Annotated in this window: 21 protein-coding genes and 1 other RNA gene; 16 read left to right on the top strand and 6 right to left on the bottom strand. The window is 67.7% G+C overall.

Going from position 1 to position 18,417, the window contains the following annotated elements:
• Positions 1-11 precede the first annotated feature (11 nt).
• From GR303_RS15615 to tkt, 3 genes are read right to left on the bottom strand one after another with little or no spacing between them, the layout of a single operon-like run.
• On the bottom strand, positions 12-1,202 hold the full coding sequence (locus tag GR303_RS15615) for a phosphoglycerate kinase (RefSeq protein WP_161723932.1): 1,191 nt from the start codon (positions 1,200-1,202) through the stop codon (positions 12-14).
• A gap of 13 nt (positions 1,203-1,215) precedes the next feature.
• Positions 1,216-2,223: a type I glyceraldehyde-3-phosphate dehydrogenase gene (gene gap, locus GR303_RS15610; RefSeq protein ID WP_161723930.1), complete on the bottom strand. Its 1,008-nt coding sequence runs from the start codon at positions 2,221-2,223 to the stop codon at positions 1,216-1,218.
• Positions 2,224-2,267: 44 nt separating this feature from the next.
• The gene (gene tkt, locus GR303_RS15605; RefSeq protein WP_161723928.1) at positions 2,268-4,271 is read right to left on the bottom strand and encodes a transketolase; all 2,004 of its coding nucleotides are present in this window, start codon (positions 4,269-4,271) and stop codon (positions 2,268-2,270) included.
• A 174-nt stretch (positions 4,272-4,445) separates the two neighbouring features.
• Between tkt and GR303_RS15600 the strand changes: the two genes are divergently transcribed.
• The 4 genes from GR303_RS15600 to GR303_RS15585 all read left to right on the top strand — a co-directional run bounded on the left by GR303_RS15600 (position 4,446) and on the right by GR303_RS15585 (position 6,721).
• Entirely contained in the window at positions 4,446-4,739 is a 294-nt protein-coding gene (locus tag GR303_RS15600; protein WP_161723927.1) for a DUF4164 domain-containing protein, read from the top strand.
• A 2-nt stretch (positions 4,740-4,741) separates the two neighbouring features.
• Entirely contained in the window at positions 4,742-5,110 is a 369-nt protein-coding gene (locus tag GR303_RS15595; RefSeq protein ID WP_161723925.1) for a cell division protein ZapA, read from the top strand.
• A 358-nt stretch (positions 5,111-5,468) separates the two neighbouring features.
• Positions 5,469-5,885 carry a GNAT family N-acetyltransferase gene (locus GR303_RS15590; RefSeq protein WP_246205657.1) on the top strand — a complete coding sequence of 139 codons (417 nt, stop codon included), beginning with the start codon at positions 5,469-5,471 and terminating at the stop codon, positions 5,883-5,885.
• Between the two features lie 65 nt (positions 5,886-5,950).
• Positions 5,951-6,721, top strand: a complete 771-nt coding sequence (locus GR303_RS15585; RefSeq protein WP_161723921.1) for a GNAT family N-acetyltransferase — start codon at positions 5,951-5,953, stop codon at positions 6,719-6,721.
• 14 nt (positions 6,722-6,735) lie between these two features.
• On the opposite strand, the gene GR303_RS15580 is transcribed toward GR303_RS15585, so the two are convergent.
• Positions 6,736-7,014: a hypothetical protein gene (locus tag GR303_RS15580; protein ID WP_161723919.1), complete on the bottom strand. Its 279-nt coding sequence runs from the start codon at positions 7,012-7,014 to the stop codon at positions 6,736-6,738.
• Between the two features lie 159 nt (positions 7,015-7,173).
• Between GR303_RS15580 and ssrS the strand changes: the two genes are divergently transcribed.
• From ssrS to ybgC, 9 genes are all read left to right on the top strand, one after another.
• Positions 7,174-7,330: non-coding RNA, 6S RNA (gene ssrS / locus GR303_RS15575), on the top strand.
• A 4-nt stretch (positions 7,331-7,334) separates the two neighbouring features.
• The gene (locus tag GR303_RS15570; protein ID WP_161723917.1) at positions 7,335-7,919 is read left to right on the top strand and encodes a 5-formyltetrahydrofolate cyclo-ligase; all 585 of its coding nucleotides are present in this window, start codon (positions 7,335-7,337) and stop codon (positions 7,917-7,919) included.
• A gap of 8 nt (positions 7,920-7,927) precedes the next feature.
• A complete protein-coding gene (locus GR303_RS15565) occupies positions 7,928-8,749 on the top strand; it encodes a TIGR00282 family metallophosphoesterase (protein WP_161723915.1) in 822 nt (273 codons plus the stop codon).
• Positions 8,750-9,063: 314 nt separating this feature from the next.
• A complete protein-coding gene (locus tag GR303_RS15560; RefSeq protein ID WP_161723914.1) occupies positions 9,064-9,759 on the top strand; it encodes an exopolysaccharide biosynthesis protein in 696 nt (231 codons plus the stop codon).
• Positions 9,760-9,890: 131 nt separating this feature from the next.
• The gene (locus GR303_RS15555) at positions 9,891-10,637 is read left to right on the top strand and encodes a YebC/PmpR family DNA-binding transcriptional regulator (RefSeq protein ID WP_161723911.1); all 747 of its coding nucleotides are present in this window, start codon (positions 9,891-9,893) and stop codon (positions 10,635-10,637) included.
• Between the two features lies 1 nt (position 10,638).
• Positions 10,639-11,142, top strand: a complete 504-nt coding sequence (gene ruvC, locus GR303_RS15550) for a crossover junction endodeoxyribonuclease RuvC (RefSeq protein ID WP_161723909.1) — start codon at positions 10,639-10,641, stop codon at positions 11,140-11,142.
• 249 nt (positions 11,143-11,391) lie between these two features.
• Positions 11,392-12,009, top strand: a complete 618-nt coding sequence (gene ruvA, locus GR303_RS15545) for a Holliday junction branch migration protein RuvA (protein ID WP_161723907.1) — start codon at positions 11,392-11,394, stop codon at positions 12,007-12,009.
• Positions 12,010-12,209: 200 nt separating this feature from the next.
• Positions 12,210-13,256 (top strand): Holliday junction branch migration DNA helicase RuvB, encoded by a 1,047-nt coding sequence (gene ruvB / locus GR303_RS15540; RefSeq protein WP_161723905.1) that lies wholly within the window; start codon positions 12,210-12,212, stop codon positions 13,254-13,256.
• Between the two features lie 175 nt (positions 13,257-13,431).
• Positions 13,432-13,842 (top strand): tol-pal system-associated acyl-CoA thioesterase, encoded by a 411-nt coding sequence (gene ybgC / locus GR303_RS15535; RefSeq protein WP_161724130.1) that lies wholly within the window; start codon positions 13,432-13,434, stop codon positions 13,840-13,842.
• Here ybgC and GR303_RS15530 read toward each other — a convergent pair.
• Both GR303_RS15530 and GR303_RS15525 read right to left on the bottom strand, forming a co-directional pair.
• A complete protein-coding gene (locus GR303_RS15530) occupies positions 13,839-14,222 on the bottom strand; it encodes a nuclear transport factor 2 family protein (RefSeq protein WP_161723903.1) in 384 nt (127 codons plus the stop codon). The two genes, ybgC and GR303_RS15530, sit on opposite strands and share 4 nt — an antisense overlap.
• Positions 14,223-14,232: 10 nt before the next feature.
• Positions 14,233-15,717 carry a mannitol dehydrogenase family protein gene (locus GR303_RS15525; RefSeq protein ID WP_161723902.1) on the bottom strand — a complete coding sequence of 495 codons (1,485 nt, stop codon included), beginning with the start codon at positions 15,715-15,717 and terminating at the stop codon, positions 14,233-14,235.
• Positions 15,718-16,051: 334 nt separating this feature from the next.
• On the opposite strand from GR303_RS15525, the gene tolQ reads away from it, so the two are divergent.
• Genes tolQ through tolA form a run of 3 tightly spaced genes read left to right on the top strand, consistent with a single transcriptional unit; the run spans position 16,052 to position 18,395 of the window.
• On the top strand, positions 16,052-16,792 hold the full coding sequence (gene tolQ, locus GR303_RS15520; protein WP_161723901.1) for a protein TolQ: 741 nt from the start codon (positions 16,052-16,054) through the stop codon (positions 16,790-16,792).
• A gap of 18 nt (positions 16,793-16,810) precedes the next feature.
• Positions 16,811-17,245, top strand: coding sequence for an ExbD/TolR family protein (locus GR303_RS15515; RefSeq protein WP_161724128.1), 435 nt, complete (start codon positions 16,811-16,813; stop codon positions 17,243-17,245).
• A gap of 28 nt (positions 17,246-17,273) precedes the next feature.
• Positions 17,274-18,395, top strand: coding sequence for a cell envelope integrity protein TolA (gene tolA / locus GR303_RS15510; RefSeq protein WP_425487119.1), 1,122 nt, complete (start codon positions 17,274-17,276; stop codon positions 18,393-18,395).
• Positions 18,396-18,417: the final 22 nt, after the last annotated feature.

Genomic DNA, 18,417 nt, shown 5'->3' with positions numbered 1-18,417 from the left:
TCGGGCCGTTTTCAGGCTCTCAGCGCTTCCACGCCGGGCAGGGACTTGCCCTCGAGCCATTCCAGGAAGGCGCCGCCTGCCGTGGATACATAGGTGAAGCTGTCCGCAACGCCAGCATGGTTGAGCGCCGCCACCGTGTCGCCGCCGCCGGCGACGGAGACGAGCTTGCCTTCCCGGGTGCGCTGGGCCGCGTGGCGGGCCGCCGCCACGGTGCCCTGGTCGAAGGGCGGGATCTCGAAGGCGCCGAGCGGCCCGTTCCACACCAGCGTCGCCGCATCGTTGATCGCCGCGTTGATGCGCTCCACCGACTGGGAGCCCACGTCCAGGATCATCTGGTCCTCGGGGATCGCGTCGATGCCGTAGGTGTGGTTGAGGGCGCCGGCCTTGAACTCGTAGGCGCAGACGCCGTCCACGGGCAGGATGATGGCGCAGTTGGCCTCCCGCGCCTTCTCGATGATGCGCATGGCGGTCGCGGCAAGGTCCTTCTCGGCGAGCGACTTGCCGACGCCGAGGCCCGTGGCGTGGACGAAGGTGTTGGCCATGCCGCCGCCGATGACCAGGGCGTCCACCTTGGTCACGAGGTTTTCGAGCAGGTCGATCTTGGTCGAGACCTTGGCGCCGCCCACGATGGCGACGACGGGGCGCTTGGGCGCCTCGAGGCCCTTCGTCAGGGCGTCGAGCTCCGCCTGCATGGTGCGGCCGGCATAGGACGGCAGCACCCGGGCGAGACCCTCGGTCGAGGCGTGCGCCCGGTGCGCGGCGGAGAAGGCGTCGTTCACGTAGAGGTCGCCGAGCTTCGCCAGTTCCTGGATGAAAGCCGGGTCGTTCTTCTCCTCGCCTGCATGGAAGCGGGTGTTCTCGAGGAGGAGCACGTCGCCGTCCTTCAGGGCGCTGACCGCCCGGGCGGCGCTTTCGCCGATGCAGTCGTCGGCGAAGGCTACCGCCTTGCCGAGATGCTGCGAGACCGCCTCCGCGACGGGCTTCAGGGACTCTTTAGGATCGCGGCCCTTCGGGCGCCCGAAATGGGCGAGAAGGATCACCTTCCCGCCCTTGTCGGCGATCTCCCGGATGGTGGGCAGGACGCGCTCGATGCGCGTCGCGTCCGTCACCCGGCCGTTCTCCATGGGGACGTTGAGGTCCACCCGGACGAGAACGCGTTTTCCCTTGACGTCGGCCTGGTCGAGCGTGCGGAAGGCGGTCATTCACAGGCCTCCCTTAGATGAGCTTCGCCATGGCGATGGCGGTGTCCGCCATGCGGTTCGAGAAGCCCCACTCGTTGTCGTACCAGGACAGCACGCGCACGAAGTTGCCCTCCATGACCTTGGTCTGATCCATGTGGAACACGGAGGAGTGCGGGTCGTGGTTGAAGTCGGAGGAGACGTTCGGGGCATTCGTGTAGCCGAGGATGCCCTTGAGCGGGCCGTCGGCGGCCGCCTTGATCGCGGCGTTGATCTCTTCCTTCGTGGTGGTCTTCCTGGCCACGAACTTGAAGTCGACCACGGAGACGTTCGGGGTCGGCACGCGGATCGAGGAGCCGTCGAGCTTGCCGTTGAGCTCGGGCAGCACGAGGCCCACGGCCTTGGCGGCGCCGGTCGAGGTCGGGATCATGTTCAGGGCCGCCGCGCGGGCGCGGTAGAGGTCCTTGTGCATCTGATCGAGCGTCGGCTGGTCGTTGGTGTAGGAGTGGATCGTGGTCATGAAGCCCTTCTCGATGCCCACCGCCTCGTGAAGCACCTTCGCCACGGGGGCGAGGCAGTTCGTGGTGCAGGAGGCGTTCGAGATGACCACATGGTCCTTCGTCAGCTTGTCGTGGTTGACGCCGTAGACGACCGTGAGATCGGCGCCGTCGGCGGGGGCCGAGACGATCACGCGCTTGGCGCCGGCGGCGAGGTGCGCGGAGGCCTTGTCCTTCGAGGTGAAGATGCCGGTGCATTCCAGCGCGATGTCGACGCCGAGCTCCCGGTGGGGCAGGGTCGCCGGGTCCTTGATCGCCGTGACGCGGATCTTCTGGCCGTTGATGACGAGGAACTCGCCGTCGACCGCGACTTCCGCCGGGAAGCGGCCGTGGACGGAGTCGAAGCGGAGCAGGTGGGCGTTCGTCTCGACCGGGCCGAGGTCGTTGATGGCCACCACCTCGATGTCCTTGCGGCCGCTCTCCACGATGCCGCGGAGGATGTTGCGTCCGATGCGACCGAACCCGTTGATCGCGACCTTCACCGTCATAGTCTTAGCTCCCTTGCGTTTTCCGGCCTGAGGTCTCCCAGGCCTTAGAGATTGTGAGTCCTGAGGACCTTTTCGGCGACCGCCTCGGCGGTGATGCCGAAGTGCTTGTAAAGGTCCTTGTAGGGCGCGCTGGCGCCAAACCCATGCATGCCGACGAAAATTCCGTCAGGGCCGATCACCGAATCCCAGCCGAAGCGCACGGCCGCCTCCACCGCGACCTTCACCGGCGCATCGCCGATGATGCGGGCGCGAACTTTCTCGGGCTGAGCGAGGAAGAGGTCGAGCGAAGGCACCGACACAACGCGAACGGCGAAGCTTTGTTCATCCAGGATCTTCTGGGCCGCGAGCGCGATCTCGACCTCGGAGCCCGACGCGAAGATGGTGGCGCGGGCCTTGCCCGAGGCGGGGGACAGCTCGTAGGCGCCCGTGGCCGAGAGGTTGCCCTGGCCGGCTTCTTTCCGCACCTGCGGCAGGTTCTGGCGGGTGAGCGCCAGGGTCGTCGGGCCGTCCGTGCGCTCGAGCGCCAGCTGCCAGCACTCGGCGGTCTCGAGCGCGTCGGCGGGGCGGAACACGCGCATCTTCGGCATGGCGCGCAGCGCCGCCAGGTGCTCCACCGGCTGGTGGGTCGGGCCGTCCTCGCCCAGCCCGATCGAGTCGTGGGTCATCACGTAGACCACCGGGATGCCGGCGAGCGCCGCGATGCGCATGGCGGGACGGGCATAGTCGGTGAAGACCAGGAAGGTGGCGCCTGCCGGCACGTAGCCGCCATGGAGCGCGATGCCGTTCATGGCCGCCGCCATGCCGTGTTCGCGGATGCCGTAATGGATGTAGCGGCCGGCGTAGTTGCCGGGCGAGATGGCGGTGAGGTTCTTGGTCTTGGTGTTGTTGGAGGGCGTCAGGTCCGCCGAGCCCAGCACCAGCTCCGGCACGGCCTCGGTGATGACCTCGAGCGCGATCTCGCTCGCCTTGCGGGTGGCGACGTTCTGCGGCTCGGCGACGAGCCGGTCCTTCAGCTTGGCGACCGCATCGGCCAGCGCCTTCGGGCGCTCGCCCTTCAGGCGGCGCTCGAACTCGGCGCGCTTTTCAGGCTCCAGGGCCTTCACCCGGTCCGCCCAGGCCTTGCGCAGGCGGCGCCCCTTCCGGCCGGCCTTGGCCCAGGCATCGCGGATGGCGTCCGGGATCTCGAAGGGCGCATGGCTCCAGCCCAGCGCCGCCTTGGCGCCGGCGAGCTCCTCCGCGCCGAGCGGCTCGCCGTGCGCCTTGGAGGTGCCGGCCTTCTTCGGGGCGCCGTAGCCGATGACGGTCTTGCACGCGATGAGGGTCGGGCGGTCCGACTTCTGGGCCTTGGCGATCGCGCGCTGGATCGCCTTCGGGTCATGGCCGTCGATGCGCATCGCATTCCAGCCGCAGGCCTGGAAGCGCCTCACCTGGTCGACGGAGTCGGCGAGCGACAGGGGGCCGTCGATGGAGATCTCGTTGTCGTCCCACAGGACGATCATGCGGTTGAGCTTCAGGTGGCCTGCGAGCGCAATGGCCTCCTGGCTGATGCCCTCCATCAGGTCGCCGTCGGAGGCGAGCACATAGGTGTAGTGGTCGACGAGATCGCTGCCGTATTCGGCGTTGAGCATGCGCTCGGCCAATGCGAATCCCACCGCCGTGGCGATGCCCTGGCCGAGCGGCCCGGTGGTGGTCTCGACGCCGGGGGTCATGAAGTTCTCGGGGTGCCCCGGGGTCTTCGAGTCGAGCTTGCGGAAGTTCCTGAGCTCGTCGATGGTCATGCCCTTCACGCCGGTGAGGTGCAGGAGCGCGTAGAGCAGCATCGAGCCGTGGCCGGCGGAGAGAATGAACCGGTCGCGGTCGGGCCAGGCCGGGTCGGCGGCATCGTATTTCAGGAACTTGGTGAACAGCACCGTGGCGATGTCGGCGGCGCCCATGGGAAGGCCAGGATGGCCGGACTTGGCTTGTTCGACGGCGTCCATGGCGAGGACGCGCACGGCGTTCGCCAGATCGGAATGGGTGACGCGATCGGCGGAGACGGTATTCAGCACGGCGTGATCCACAGGTCTTGAGGCCCCGCAACGGGGCGGTCTGTCTGGAAAAGGCGTCGGCTCCTTAACATGCGGCCCGGGCGAGTCAAAGGCTGGAAAGGGTGTAATCCCCTTGTGGACCGTTGCCCGCTTCACGCGGGAAGCCTAGTGTCATCCCCCGATTCAGGAGGCACGATGGCGCCCACACTCGACGAAGCGATGAAGCGGCTGGACAGGGCCCTGGGGCTCCTCGAGGCGGCGGTCTCCCGCCGCCTGGAGGCCGAGCGGCGCCGCGGCGGTCTGGAGACCGAGCTCCAGCTCATGCAGGACGACCGGGCCCGCCTCGCCGTGGAGCTCGACGGAGCGCTCACCCGCCTGCACCGCTTCGAGGCGGCGGCCGACGACGTGGGCCGCCGGGTCCGCCATGCCATCGGAGCCGTCGAGGCCGTGCTCGCCCGGGCCGGCCAGCTCGAGCCGGAGGAGGGTTGAGGATGCCCCAGGTCACCGTGACCATCGCCGGCCGGACCTACCGCATGGCCTGCGGCGAGGGGGAAGAGCGGCATCTCGAAGGCCTGGCCGCGGCCTACGACGCCCGCATCGAGGAGCTGCGCGCCTCCTTCGGCGAGATCGGGGACCTGCGCCTCCACGTGATGGCAGCCCTCTCCCAGGCGGACGAACTGCACGAGGCCCGCGGGCGGCTTGCGGCCCTGGAGGCGGAGATGGCGGAGTTCCGGCGCGCCTCTTCCTCCGGCGACGAACGCCTCCACCTCATCGAGGCCCGACTCGCCGAAGGCGTCCAGCGGGCGGCCGAGCGGATCGAGGAGCTGGCGCGCAGCCTCAACGGGGCGGGGCAGGTATAGCGGGATCTCGGGCGCTCTGTTTCGAGCCAAAAAACCTGCCTTTGCGGTAGCGCCGGAGCAGGAACTGCTGCCGAGATCGTCAATTGACAGATATGTTATACGTTGGCACAAATGGCGCTATGAACGCACTCTTCTCGAACTCAGCCCAGCGACGCCGATTCCGCACGACAGTACGGGGCGCTGCGTTGAGTCCGAGAGGGCGAAGTATGGGAGCATAGATCCCTTCGCTTTCTCTCAATGCTCCAGCAGCCCTGCCCACCATCCGGTCGGCAGGGTTTTTATTTCCAACGTCTAGGGAACTCTCATGCTTTCGGAGCCCAATGTGGAATTCCGGTCTGCAAAACCGGAAGATGCGGCGATGATCCGTGATGTTGTGCGGGCTGCATATGCAAGGTGGGTTCCGGTTATCGGCCGTGAGCCTCGACCGATGGCCGTCGACTACGACCAAGCCGTCCGGGAGCACTGGATCGATGTGATCTCCATCGGTCCCAGAATAGTGGGATTGATCCAGATGATGCTGCGCGAGGATCATCTCTGGATCGAGAATGTTGCCGTGAGGCCAGAGGATCAGGGTAGGGGACTGGGCCGGCAGTTGCTGGCTCATGCGGAGCGCAGGGCCATCGAGGCTGGATGCACCGAGACCCGCCTGCTGACCAATGCTGCTTTCGAGGCCAACGTCGCTCTTTACGAGAGGACCGGATACGTCATCGTCAAGCGTGAGCCTTTCATGGGAGGAACAACCGTTTACATGAGCAAAAGCCTCGGTCGATCATAACCGGCGATGATCTGTTTTCCACCCGTAAAGTGTGTCCGGTCGAAGGGCCGCCCTGGTTCAGCAAAATGATTCCCTCTCCCGAAGATCGTCTCACAAGAAGCATCGAAGAGGCCTGCCTGAACGGCTGGCCGGCCCTGCGCGAAGTGGTCTTCGACGGCTGGCTGATCCGGCTGGCGGACGGTCATACGCGGCGGACGAACTCCGTGAACCTCGTCGCCCCCGGAACGCTGCCGCTCGATCGCAAGATCCGCTATTGCGAGGCCGTCTACCGCGCTCAAGGGCTGCCGGCGATCTTCTGCATCCCGTCGACCGCCGATCCCGCCCTGGACCATGCGCTCGGCCGGCGGGGCTACGGCCCGCCGGAGGACGAAAGCCGCGTTCTGTTCATGGACTTCGCCGATACGCCGCCGGAGCCTGCCGGAGACGCGGCCATGGAGGAGGGTTTTCCGGGCGAGGTCTGGCTCGGCACCCTGGCTCGGCTGCACGGGCAGAGCGAGGCCACCCGGGCCATCCACCGGAAGATCCTCGGGAGCCTTGCGGTTCCTGCGGTCTTCGCGACGGTGCGGCTCGCCGACGGCCGCGCTGGCGCCCTGGCATACGGGGCAGTCCACGACGGGATCGTCTGCGTGAACTCCGTCGTGACCGATCCGGCCGTCCGGCGTCGGGGGCTCGGCCGGAAGGCCGTCGGCGCGGTGCTGGCCTGGGCGCGGGAGCGGCAGGGAGCGACAGGAGCTTGCCTGGCCGTGGTCGCGGAGAACGCCCCCGCCAATGCCCTGTATGAGGCGCTCGGGTTCCGGCGCGAGCTGTACCGCTACCATTACCGCCGATCCGGCTGAGCCGTGCCTCGCCGTTACGCGGCGAGGCGGTGCTGGCGCTGCCGGAGCGTGGCGAGCAGCTCCACATAGGGCTCGCGCCGCTCGCGATGGGCGGCCCTGATCCGTCTCCTGAGATGTTCCTTCGACTCAGGGGTCGGAGCGCGCAGCTCGGCCCTGTCGAGCTCCAGCTCGTACTGGAAGTCGATGTCGCCGAGCCTGTGCAGCACCTCCCGCATCATGGCGTCGATGCTGGGCGAGGCCGTGCGGCCCTTGCGATGCAGCTCTTTGTATCGATGGTGCTTCAGATGGGCCATGTTTCCTCCGCTGGTCGATGGCACATCCCCTACACGGTGCATTTGGCGGAGTTCGGGCAGCCCGGCTACTTCGGAATGTTACGGAGGCGGCTCGAAAGATATGAGTTTCATTCCGCTTTTCCCCTTCCCCCCGGGCCTGCGGACCCCTACATAAGGAAGGCGGGGCTGCGGGGCGCGTTAGGAGTTCATATTCCCCGGGGCCTTATCGATCCTGAAGGGAGCTGTCCCTGACCCGGTCCGTGGACCGGGACATACGGCGCCCACCTACTTTGTAGGTTCCCGGGATCGCTTCTCCGACGGCTTTTGTGGCTCCGCACTCTATGACTTCTCTCTCTCCTCCCGAACTGAAGGAGCGCCTCCGCCGCGAGGGCTTCGCGAGCCGCGACGCGCTCGACAAAGGGTTTCGCGAGGAGGCGGCGCGGCGCATCGCAGGCCGGGCGCTCGAACTCCCCGATCTTCAGAACGCGACGCCGGTGGGCGGCTACTGGCCGATCCGCACCGAGGTCGACCCGCGCCCGCTCATGGAGGCGCTGCTCGACCGCGGCCAGGACGTGGCCCTCTCCCAGATCCTCCATCCCCACCTGAGCTGGCGCCTCTGGCAGCCCGGCGACGTGCTGGTCAAGGGCGGCTTCGGCGTGCGCGAGCCGGGCCCCGATGCGCCGGAGGTCTTCCCGAAGGCCCTGCTCGTCCCCCTCGTCGCCTTCGACCGCCGGGGAGGGCGCATCGGCTACGGCAAGGGCCATTTCGACCGGGCCATCGCGGCCCTGGAAGCGCAGCATCCCACCTTGACCATCGGGCTTGCTTATGCGGTTCAGGAGATCGACGCGGTTCCGGTCGAGCCCCACGACCGGCTTCTCGACGTTATCATCACCGAAGCCGAGCTCATTCGGACGAAATCTGCTTAAGGACCATCATGCGTCTTCTCTTCCTCGGCGACATCGTCGGGCGGCCCGGCCGCAGCGCGGTGATCGAACGCCTGCCATCCTTGCGCGACCGCTGGCAGCTCGACTGCGTGGTCATCAACGGCGAGAACGCGGCCGGAGGGTTCGGCATCAACGAGGCGATCTGCGACGAGATCCTGGCCGCGGGCGCCGACGCGATCACCCTCGGCAACCATTCCTGGGACCAGCGCGAGACCCTGGTCTTCATCGAGCGCCAGCCGCGGCTCCTGCGCCCCGTGAACTATCCGCCGGGCACCCCGGGCCGGGGCGCCAACCTCATCGACACCCGCTCCGGCCACAGGGTCCTGGTGATCAACGTCATGGGCCGCCTCTACATGGACCCCCTCGACGATCCCTTCGCCGCCGTGGACCGGGAGCTCGAAACCTGCCCGCTGGGGCAGGTGGCGGATGCCGTCGTCATCGATGTCCACGCGGAGGCCACGAGCGAGAAGGAGGCCATGGGCCATTACTTCGACGGGCGGGCGAGCCTGGTCGTGGGCACCCACACCCATGTGCCCACCGCCGATCACCGGGTGCTGCCCGGCGGCACGGCCTATATGACCGATGCGGGCATGTGCGGCGACTACGATTCCGTGCTCGGCATGCAGAAGGAGGAATCGATCCGCCGCTTCGTCCAGAAGACCCCCGGGCCGCGCATGGAGCCGGCCCTCGGGGAGGGCACGCTCTCGGGCGTTGCGGTGGAAACCGACGACCGCACCGGCTTGGCCAAGCGCGTGGCGGCCGTGCGGCTCGGGCCGCACCTCGAGGAGACCTGGCCCCGCTTCTGGGACTGACCTCTGCTTCTTCCCTCCCCCTTGCGGGGAGGGATCGAGGGTGGGGGTTGGAGTGTCAGGCTCTGCACTCTTAGGATTGCCAAAGCGTATCCTACCGCGTCATCACCGGCCTTGTGCCGGTGATCCCGATGCGATGAGGTACAGTGCTTTTCCTGATTGGGATGACCGGGACAGGCCGGGCCATGACGGAAAGGTCTCACCCGGTCGCACCACCCCCACCCCTGCCCCTCCCCGCAAGGGGGAGGGGATCTCCGTTGGCGCTCCCTTGGCGTGGAGCGTCGCCGTTCCCATCTGTCCCGTCACGGAGGTGATCGGTGGACGCAGACGCGAAGACAACCAGGACCGGCAGGATCAACGTCTATCGGCAGACGAGCGAGTTCCATCAGGCGCACGAGCACCAGAGCGCCTCGGCCGTCCTGCGGGCCGTGATCGACGAGGCCAGGGCCGAGACGATCTCGATCCGAGAGATCATCGAGGCTTTCGGCGAGCGCGCCTTCGGCTTCGTGCTGATCCTGTTCTCCCTGCCCAACTGCGTCCCGAACGTGCCCGGCATCGCGGGCATCGTCGGCACCCCCGTGCTCATCTTCGGCATCCAGATGATGCTCGGCCACAAGCGCCCCTGGCTGCCCAAGTTCCTCCTGCGGCAGACGGTCTCCGTCGCGAAGTTCAAGCGCCTCATCGACATCGCCGAGCCCAGGCTCCAGAAGCTCGAGAGCTACTGCAAGCCCCGGCTGCTCCAGCTCTTCGGCCCCATCGGCGACCGGATGGTCGGGCTCTTCGCCGTCCTGGTCGCCCTCTCGGTCCTGATCCCGTTCCCCGGCACCAACTTCCCGCCCTCCATCGCCCTCGTCATTGCCTCCATCGCGGTCATGGAGGAGGACGGCTATCTCCTGATCGCCGGCTATCTCATCGGCCTGGCAGGGCTCGCCTATACGGTGACGATCCTCGGCGCCTCCTACCACCTCATCGTGGCGGCCATTCAGAACCTGCCGGGCTGGCTCGGCTTCTGATCCGAATCGGTGGGCGGGGGGCTTTGCCTCAAGCCCTTCGCCGCCTTATAAGCCCCTCATCGTCACCATTCACGGCCTGACGGGCGCAGGGTTCCCCAGCCGCCCTCGGCCGCATCTTCGGAGAGGCCCCGATGGCCGGACATTCGCAGTTCAAGAACATCATGCACCGCAAGGGGCGCCAGGATGCGATGCGCTCCAAGCTCTTCTCCAAGCTCGCCCGCGAAATCACCGTGGCGGCCAAGATGGGCGCGCCCGACCCGAACATGAACCCGCGCCTGCGCGCCGCGATCCTCGCCGCCCGCGCCGAGAACATGCCCAAGGACAACATCCAGCGCGCCATCAACAAGGCCTCGGGCAACGAGGGCGAGAACTACGAGGAGATCCGCTACGAGGGCTACGGCCCGGGCGGTGCCGCCATCATCGTCGAGGCGATGACCGACAACCGCAACCGCACGGCCTCCGACATCCGCTCCTACTTCACCAAGAGCGGCGGCAACCTCGCCGAGACCGGCGCCGTCTCCTTCATGTTCGACCGGGTCGGGCTCGTGGAGTTCCCGGCCGGCGTCGCCGATGCGGACACCATGCTGGAGGCCGCCATCGAGGCCGGCGCCGACGACGTGGTCTCCGGCGAGGAGAGCCACGAGATCTACTGCGACCAGGGCTCCCTCAACGAGGTGACCAAGGCGCTCGAGGACAGGTTCGGCGAGCCCAAGGCCTCCAAGCTCGTCTGGAAGCCCCAGACGCCGGTCGCGGTCGACGACGAGTCCGGCGAGAAGCTCATGCGGCTCATGGAATCGCTCGAGGAGCACGACGACGTGCAGAACGTCTACGGCAACTTCGAGCTGTCCGACGCCCTGATGCAGAAGATGGCGGGCTGATGTGAGCGAGCGCGTCCGCATCCTCGGCCTCGATCCCGGCCTGCGCAACACCGGCTGGGGCGTCATCACCGTCGAGGGGACGAAGCTCTCCTTCGTCGCCTGCGGGGTCGTGACCTCGGACGGCGACCTCGCGCTGGCCCTGCGCCTCAAGCAGCTCCACGACCGGCTCACCGACGTGATCCGGACCTGGACGCCCGACGAGGTGTCCGTGGAGGAGACCTTCGTCAACAAGGACGCGCAGGCGACCCTCAAGCTCGGCCAGGCCCGCGCCATGTCCCTCCTGGTGCCGGCCCTCCATGGCCTGCCGGTGGCGGAATACGGCGCCAACCAGGTGAAGAAGACCGTGGTCGGCGTGGGCCATGCGGAGAAGGATCAGGTGCAGGCCATGGTGAAGATCCTGCTGCCCAAGGCCGACTTCAAGAAGGCGGATGCCGCCGACGCGCTCGCCATCGCCATCGCCCACGCCCACCACCGCAAGGCCCGCGCTTTGGCGGCGAGCTATTAGGTGTTACAGAGCCACAAACGTCATCCCGGACGGCGATAGCCGATCCGGGGATCGTGACCCGAAGAGAACGCCTCTTCCCTCCCCCTTGCGGGGAGGGGTAGGGGTGGGGGTGGTTCGACTGGGTGGGATCGTCCCGTCGGATGCTGCAGCAGGCGCGTGAGTTCACCGCGAAGCGCAGCACTCCGGCTTTACGACCCCCACCCTCAATCCCTCCCCGCATGGGGGAGGGAAGCAGGAGCAAGGACTGACGTGATCGGCAAACTCAAGGGCGTGGTGGATTCCTACGGCGAGGATTTCGTGATCCTCGACGTGCACGGGGTCGGCTACGTGGTCCACTGCTCCTCCCGCACCCTGCAGAACCTCCCGCCCACCGGCGAGGCGGCGGTGCTGTCTATCGAGACCATGGTCCGCGAGGACATGATCCGCCTCTTCGGCTTCCGCTCGGATTCGGAGCGCGAGTGGTTCCGCCTGCTGCAGAGCGTGCAGGGCGTGGGCGCCAAGGTGGCGCTCGGCATCCTTTCGGTGCTCGATCCCGGAGCGCTCGCGACGGCGATTGCCACCGGCGACAAGGCCTCCGTCGCCCGCGGTCCCGGCGTCGGCCCCAAGCTCGCCCAGCGCATCGTCTCCGAGCTCAAGGACAAGGCTCCGGCCTTCGCCGCCGTCGACCCGGCCCTCATCCGCCTCACCGGCGCGGTCGAGGACAGGAGCGCGCCTGCCCCCGTGGCCGATGCCATCTCGGCCCTGGTCAATCTCGGCTATCCCCAGGTCCAAGCGTCAGCAGCGGTTGCGGCCGCGATGAAGCAGGCCGGCGACGAGGCCGAGGCGAAGACGCTTATTAGGTTAGGGTTGAGAGAGCTGGCGCGTTGAGTGTCTCCTGTCAGCCCCGGCGAGCCGCAGGCGAGGGAAGGGGATCCACCCGCATACTCGACATTGATGGGTTCCCTTCCCCTCCGCTGGCGCTCCGGCCGGGAATGACAGAGGGGGCAGGACGTTCCTGTTTTGATCCTGTTAAGGATGGCGTATTACAGGGTAAATGCCTATATGAAGCCTTTGGAAGGTAAGCTTCTTTGACCGATTCACGCCGCCTGCTCAGCCCCGAAAAGCGCGAGGACGATGTCGATGCATCGATCCGGCCGCTCTCGCTCGACGATTTCACGGGCCAGAAGGCCGCGCGGGCCAATCTCCAGGTCTTCATCGACGCCGCCAAGGCCCGGGGCGACGCCCTCGATCACGTGCTCTTCGTCGGCCCGCCGGGCCTGGGCAAGACCACGCTCGCCCAGATCGTCGCCCGCGAGCTCGGGGTCAATTTCCGCTCGACCTCCGGCCCGGTGATCGCCAAGGCGGGCGATCTCGCGGCCCAGCTCACCAACCTCGAAGAGCGCGACGTGCTCTTCATCGACGAGATCCACCGGCTCAACCCGGCGGTGGAGGAAATCCTCTATCCGGCCATGGAGGATTACCAGCTCGACCTGATCATCGGCGAGGGCCCCGCTGCCCGCTCGGTGAAGATCGAGCTGCCGAAATTCACCCTCGTCGGCGCCACCACCCGCGCGGGCCTGCTCACCACTCCCTTGCGCGACCGCTTCGGCATCCCGATCCGGCTCGAGTTCTACACCGTGGAGGAGCTGGAGCTCATCGTGCGCCGCAGCGCCCGGGTGCTGGGCTTAGGCATGAGCGAGGAGGGGGCGAACGAGATCGCCCGCCGCTCCCGCGGCACCCCCCGCATCGCCGGCCGCCTCCTGCGCCGCGTGCGCGACTTCGCCATCGTCGAGGGGGTGCAGACGGTGACCCGCGACCTCGCGGACCGGTCCCTGCGCCTGCTGGACGTCGATTCCATCGGCCTCGACCTCATGGACCGCAAGTACCTGACCATGATCGCGGGTTCCTTCGGCGGCGGTCCGGTGGGCATCGAGACGATCGCGGCGGCTCTCTCGGAGCCGCGCGACGCCATCGAAGACATCATCGAGCCCTACCTGATCCAGAAGGGCTTCGTGCAGCGCACCCCGCGCGGGCGCATCCTCACCCCCCACGCCTTCAGGCATCTCGGCATCCCCGAACCGACCCGCGAGACCGCGGCGCAGTTCGGGCTGTTCGGCGGGGATGCGGATGAGTGAGCGGCGCGACGCCAGCACCTCCCCCTTGAGGGGGGAGGTCGCGCCGCAGGCGCGGGAGGGGGTGGAAAACGCGACCTCCCAAGACGTCGCGCCGCCACCCCACCCCGGATCGCTCACGCGCTCCGACCCTCCCCCTCAAGGGGAGGGTGGGCGCTGGCCCCACCTCTCCGGCGTCATGCAGGACGGGGCCCATATTCTCCCCATCCGCGTCTACTACGAGGACACGGATTTCTCCGCCCGCGTCTATCACGCGAGCTATCTCCGCTTCCTGGAGCGCGGCCGCACGGAGCTGCTGCGGGCGGTGGAGGTGGCGCAGTCGGATCTCCATGCCGAGATGGGCGGGCTCGCCTTCGTGGTCCGCAAGATGACCATCGAGTTCCTGGGCGCCGCCGTGATGGACGACGTGCTCACCGTTGTGACCCGCCCCAAGGAAATGCGTGGCGCCTCCATGACCCTCGCCCAAGAGGTCCGGCGCGGCGAGGAGGTGCTGGTCACCGCCGACGTGATGGTCGCCGCCGTCAGGGGCGGTCGCGCGGTGCGGATCCCGGACGAGCTGCGGGCGGCGCTGAACGCGGCTGCGCCTTAAGGTGCTTGGTCGAGCACAGGTGCGCCCATCTTGAACCACGCCTTGGCAATCCTGTCGCCGCTGATCTCGTAAATCCCGATCACGTCGACACGACCTGGTCCCTCCGGAAAGGTGCGGGTCACGACCTCCCTGTCGATCACCAGATTGCCGACGTTGATCCGGCTGACGAGCTGACCGAAGAGGTTAGGCTCCTTGAACCGGGCGACATGGCGCTCCCGGATCTGCTCCGCGCCCTGCGCCAAGAGGTCCGAGGGAAAGGCGAAGTACTGCGCATCCTCGGCCCAATAGCTCATGAAGCGGTCTATGTCCTTGGCGTTGTAGGCGTCGAGCTGCCCCTGCACGATCCGAGTTGGGTCGGACGAATTGCCATCCTTGCTCATCGTTCCTCCTTCAGATCAGTTGCCCATCCATATACCGCCGCAGCGTCGCCCGCGTCCCGTCGCGCCAGAGGCTGCCGAGCGCCGTCGCGAAGCGGGCGCGGAAGGGCGCCGTATCGGCAAGGTCGCCGAAGATGTCCCGCAAGCCCAGGAAGGCGGCGGGATCGTCCTTCGCCGCGAGCGCCGCGGGCGTCAGGCGAGCGGCGTTGGCGTCGTCCACGGTCACGGGGCGGCCATCGTCGGCCGTGCCGGCGCAGAAGCGGCACCAGAGGGCTGAGACCAGGGCGAGGCCCGTCACGTCCGCGCCCGCCTTCAGCCGGTCCCGGGTCGAGGGGAGGATGAACTTGGGCTGCCGGTTCGAGCCGTCCTGGGCCAGCCGCGGGATGGTGTCGCCGATCTCCGGATTGGCGAAGCGGCGGGCGATGAGGCGGGTGTAGGCGTCGAGGTCGACGCCCGGCACCGGCGGCACGACCGGCACGATCTCCTCCGCCTCCAGCTTGTCGAGGAATCCGCGCACCTCGGAATCGGCCATGGCGTCGTGGACGAAGTGGATGCCGAGCAGGGCGGCCGGATAGGCGATGGCCGCGTGCCCCCCGTTGAGGATGCGGATCTTCATCAGCTCGAAGGCCGCCACATCCGGCGTGAAGGTGACGCCCACCTCCTCCAGGGCGGGCCGCCCGGCGCAGAAGCGGTCCTCCAGAACCCATTGCCGGAAGGGCTCGCAGAAGACCGGCCAGCCGTCCTGGATGCCGAAGCGCTCGGAGAGCGCCGCGCGCTGGGCGTCCGTGGTGGCGGGCGTGATGCGGTCCACCATGCTGTTGGGGAAGGCCACCCTCTCGCGCACATAGCCCTCGAGCGCCGGATCGACGAGGCGGGCGAGGCCGGCCACCGCATCCCGCGTCACGTCGCCGTTATGGGGGATGTTGTCGCAGGACATGACCGTGAAGGGGGGAAGGCCGCTCTCGCGCCGGGCCTTCAGCGCCGCCACGAGCACGCCGAACACGCCCCTCGGCGCCTGCAGATGGGCCGCATCGTGCACGATGTCGGGATGCTGCGGGTTGAAGGCGCCGGTCGCCGGGTCGATGCAGTAGCCGCCCTCCGTGACGGTGAGGGAGACGATCCGGAAGGCCGGGTCCTGGAGGGCCGCCACGATGGCGCGGCCATCCTCGCCCACCGGCGCGAAATCGACCATGGCGCCGGTCACCCGCGCCCGGTGCGCTCCCGGCTCCATCTCGACCACGGTGGTGAGCCAGTCCTGCCCCTGCAGCGCCTGCCGCATGGCCCGGTCGCCGGGGCGGATGCCGGCGCCCGCGAGGGCCCAGTCCAGATCCCGGCCCTGGTTGAACAGGTCGTCGAGATAGACCGCCTGGTGAGCCCGGTGGAAGTTGCCGACGCCCACATGCAGGATCCCGGGGCGCAGCGCCTCGCGGCGGTAGCGCGGCCGCTCCACGGCCGGGGGCAGGGCGGAGAGGGTTGCAAGGCTCAAAGGCTGGCTCATGGGCATCCGGGCCGGTCAGGGGTGGTCGTGCGGATTCGCATAAGGCCCGTCCGGCGGTGCAAGGGCAAGCCCGTCCCGGCGCGAATCGCGCCGGCTGCCGCTTCGGGAGCTCAGGATCCTCGCGCGAAAAAGCCCCTTTTAAACCAGACCTTAACCTTACTCTGTGCCTAACAGGTGACGGTCTGGGACGATCTCGATCCTGTCGGCCCGCCGCCCTTATTTTCGACAGATTCGGGGGCGAACGAGCTGTGATACAGAAACAGATTTTCCCAAGACCATTCTGCGGCGGGCCTTGAACCCCTCAAGGCTGCTCGAAGAGCGAGGACGAGAGATCATGAATCCGGCTGATGTGGCCCAGGCCGCTCCTGTGGCCCACGACCTGTCCTTCTTTGGCCTGTTCTGGCAGGCCCATTTCATCGTCAAGCTCGTGATGATCGGCCTGCTCGCGGCCTCGGTCTGGTGCTGGGCCATCATCGTGGACAAGACGCTGCTCTACGCCCGCTCCAAGCGCGCCATGGACCGGTTCGAGGACGTGTTCTGGTCCGGCCAGTCCCTGGAGGAGCTCTACCGCAACCTCCAGAGCCGCCCGGCCACGGGCCTGGCCGCCGTGTTCGTCGCCGCCATGCGCGAGTGGAAGCGCTCCTTCGAGGGCTCGGGGCGCTCGTTCCAGACCCTGCCGCAGCGCATCGACAAGGTGCTCGACGTCACCATCCAGCGCGAGGTGGAGCGGCTGAACGCGCGCCTCACCGTGCTCGCCTCCATCGGCTCGGCCGGCCCGTATATCGGCCTGTTCGGCACGGTGGTGGGCATCATGAACTCGTTCACCTCCATCGCCGCCTCCAAGAACACCAGCCTCGCCGTCGTGGCGCCGGGCATCGCGGAGGCGCTGTTCGCCACGGCCATCGGCCTCTTCGCGGCCATTCCCGCGGTGCTCGCCTACAACAAGCTGCAGAGCGAGGTCGGCAAGCTCCAGACGCGGCTCGAGGGCTTCGCCGACGAGTTCTCGGCCATCCTGTCCCGTCAGGTGGACGAGCGCATCGGCCATGCGGGCCGTCCGCCCGCCAATGCGGCATAAGGAGGATCCGGCATGGCCATGATGGCAGGATCGGCAGGGGGCAGGCGCCGCAGGCGCTCCCGGCAGGCCGGCGTGATCAACGAGATCAACATGACGCCGTTCATCGACGTCATGCTCGTGCTGCTCATCATCTTCATGGTGGCGGCGCCCATGATGACGGCGGGCGTGCCGCTCGACCTGCCGCAGACCAAGGCCGCGCCGCTCAATTCCGACGCGACGCCGGTGACGCTCTCCATCAAGGCCACGGGCCAGGTGTTCCTGGGCGAGATCGAGCTCACCGACGAGGCCATCGTCGGCAAGCTGGCGGAGGTCTCGAAGGCGGGCTTCGACGAACGCATTTTCGTACGCGGCGACAAGCGCGTGGATTACGGGCGCGTCGCCCAGGTGATGTCGATCGTGACCACGGCCGGCTACAAGCGCGTCGCCCTCGTCACCGAGGTGGACCGGAACTGAGCCGGCTGAAAGCAGGGGGCAAACAGACGTGGCGTTGACATGGAAGTTCAACACCTCCGAGCCGGGCTTCTGGGTCTCGGGCGTCGCGCATGCGGCGCTGCTGGCTGCCGCCATGATCGGCCTGTCCTCCGTGCACGAATTTCCTGAGGCGCAGGAGGGCATCCCGGTCGAGGTCATCACCGATGCCCAGCTCTCGCAGATCACCAAGGGCGAGACCAACGCCAAGGCCCCGCAGCCCAAGCCCCGCGCCGAGCGCGTCGCCGACAAGACCGAACAGAAGGATCCCGGCGAGGACAAGCGCGATGCGCCGGCTCCCCCGAAGCGCCCGGCCGAGATGAAGGTCGCCGACAAGGAGGAGCCCGTGGCGGCCCAGCCGCCGCCGCCCGCGCCGCCGACACGTTCGCAGGAAGACAAAGCCGCCGAGGCCAAGGCCGCGGAGGAAAAGCAGCTTCGCGAAAAGGCCGAAGCCGAGGCCATCGAGAAGGCCAAGGCGGCCGAGCAGGCCAGGATCGAGGCCGAAGCCAAGGCGAAGGCGCAAGCCGAGGCGAAAGCCAAGGCCGAGGCGGAAGCCAAGCGGATCGCCGAAGCCAAGGCGAAGGCCGAGGCCGAAGCGAAGGCCAAGGCGGAAGCCGAGGCGAAGAAGCTCGCCGAAGCGAAAGCCAAGGAAGAGGCCGAGGCCAAGGCGCGCAAGGAAGCCCAGCTCGCCAAGAAGCTCGACATGGGCGACCTCAAGCAGTTCCTCGACAGCAAGGAGAAGAGCCAATCCACCGGCGCGACCGGCGCGGAGGTCCAGAAGACCGCGTCGCTCGGCACCGCGACGGGATCGGCGGCGAAGCTCTCGCCCAGCCTGCGCGATGCGCTCATCGGCATCCTCGTGTCGCAAATCGAGCGCTGCTACAGCGCGCCGATCGCGGCCTCGGGCGGGCAGGTGACGCCTCCGGTCCTCGACATCCGCCTGAACCAGGACGGTTCGCTCAGCACCGAGCCAAAGATCCTTCAGGCGGGGAGCTCATCGACCGACCGCGCGGTGGCCGATGCGGCGGTCCGGGCGATCCGCAAGTGCCGCCAGTTCGAAATTCCCGCGAAATTCGCGCCCTATTACGCGGACTGGAAGATCCTGAACGTCCAGTTCGATCCTCCTCTCTCTTAAAGCCGTTCAAGCTTGAGATAGC

Origin of the sequence: Microvirga arsenatis (assembly GCF_009910705.1) — a bacterium.
Lineage (GTDB): Bacteria > Pseudomonadota > Alphaproteobacteria > Rhizobiales > Beijerinckiaceae > Microvirga > Microvirga arsenatis.
The sequence above is the reverse complement of the archived record's forward strand: the minus strand, read 5'-3'. Positions and strand labels throughout refer to the sequence as shown.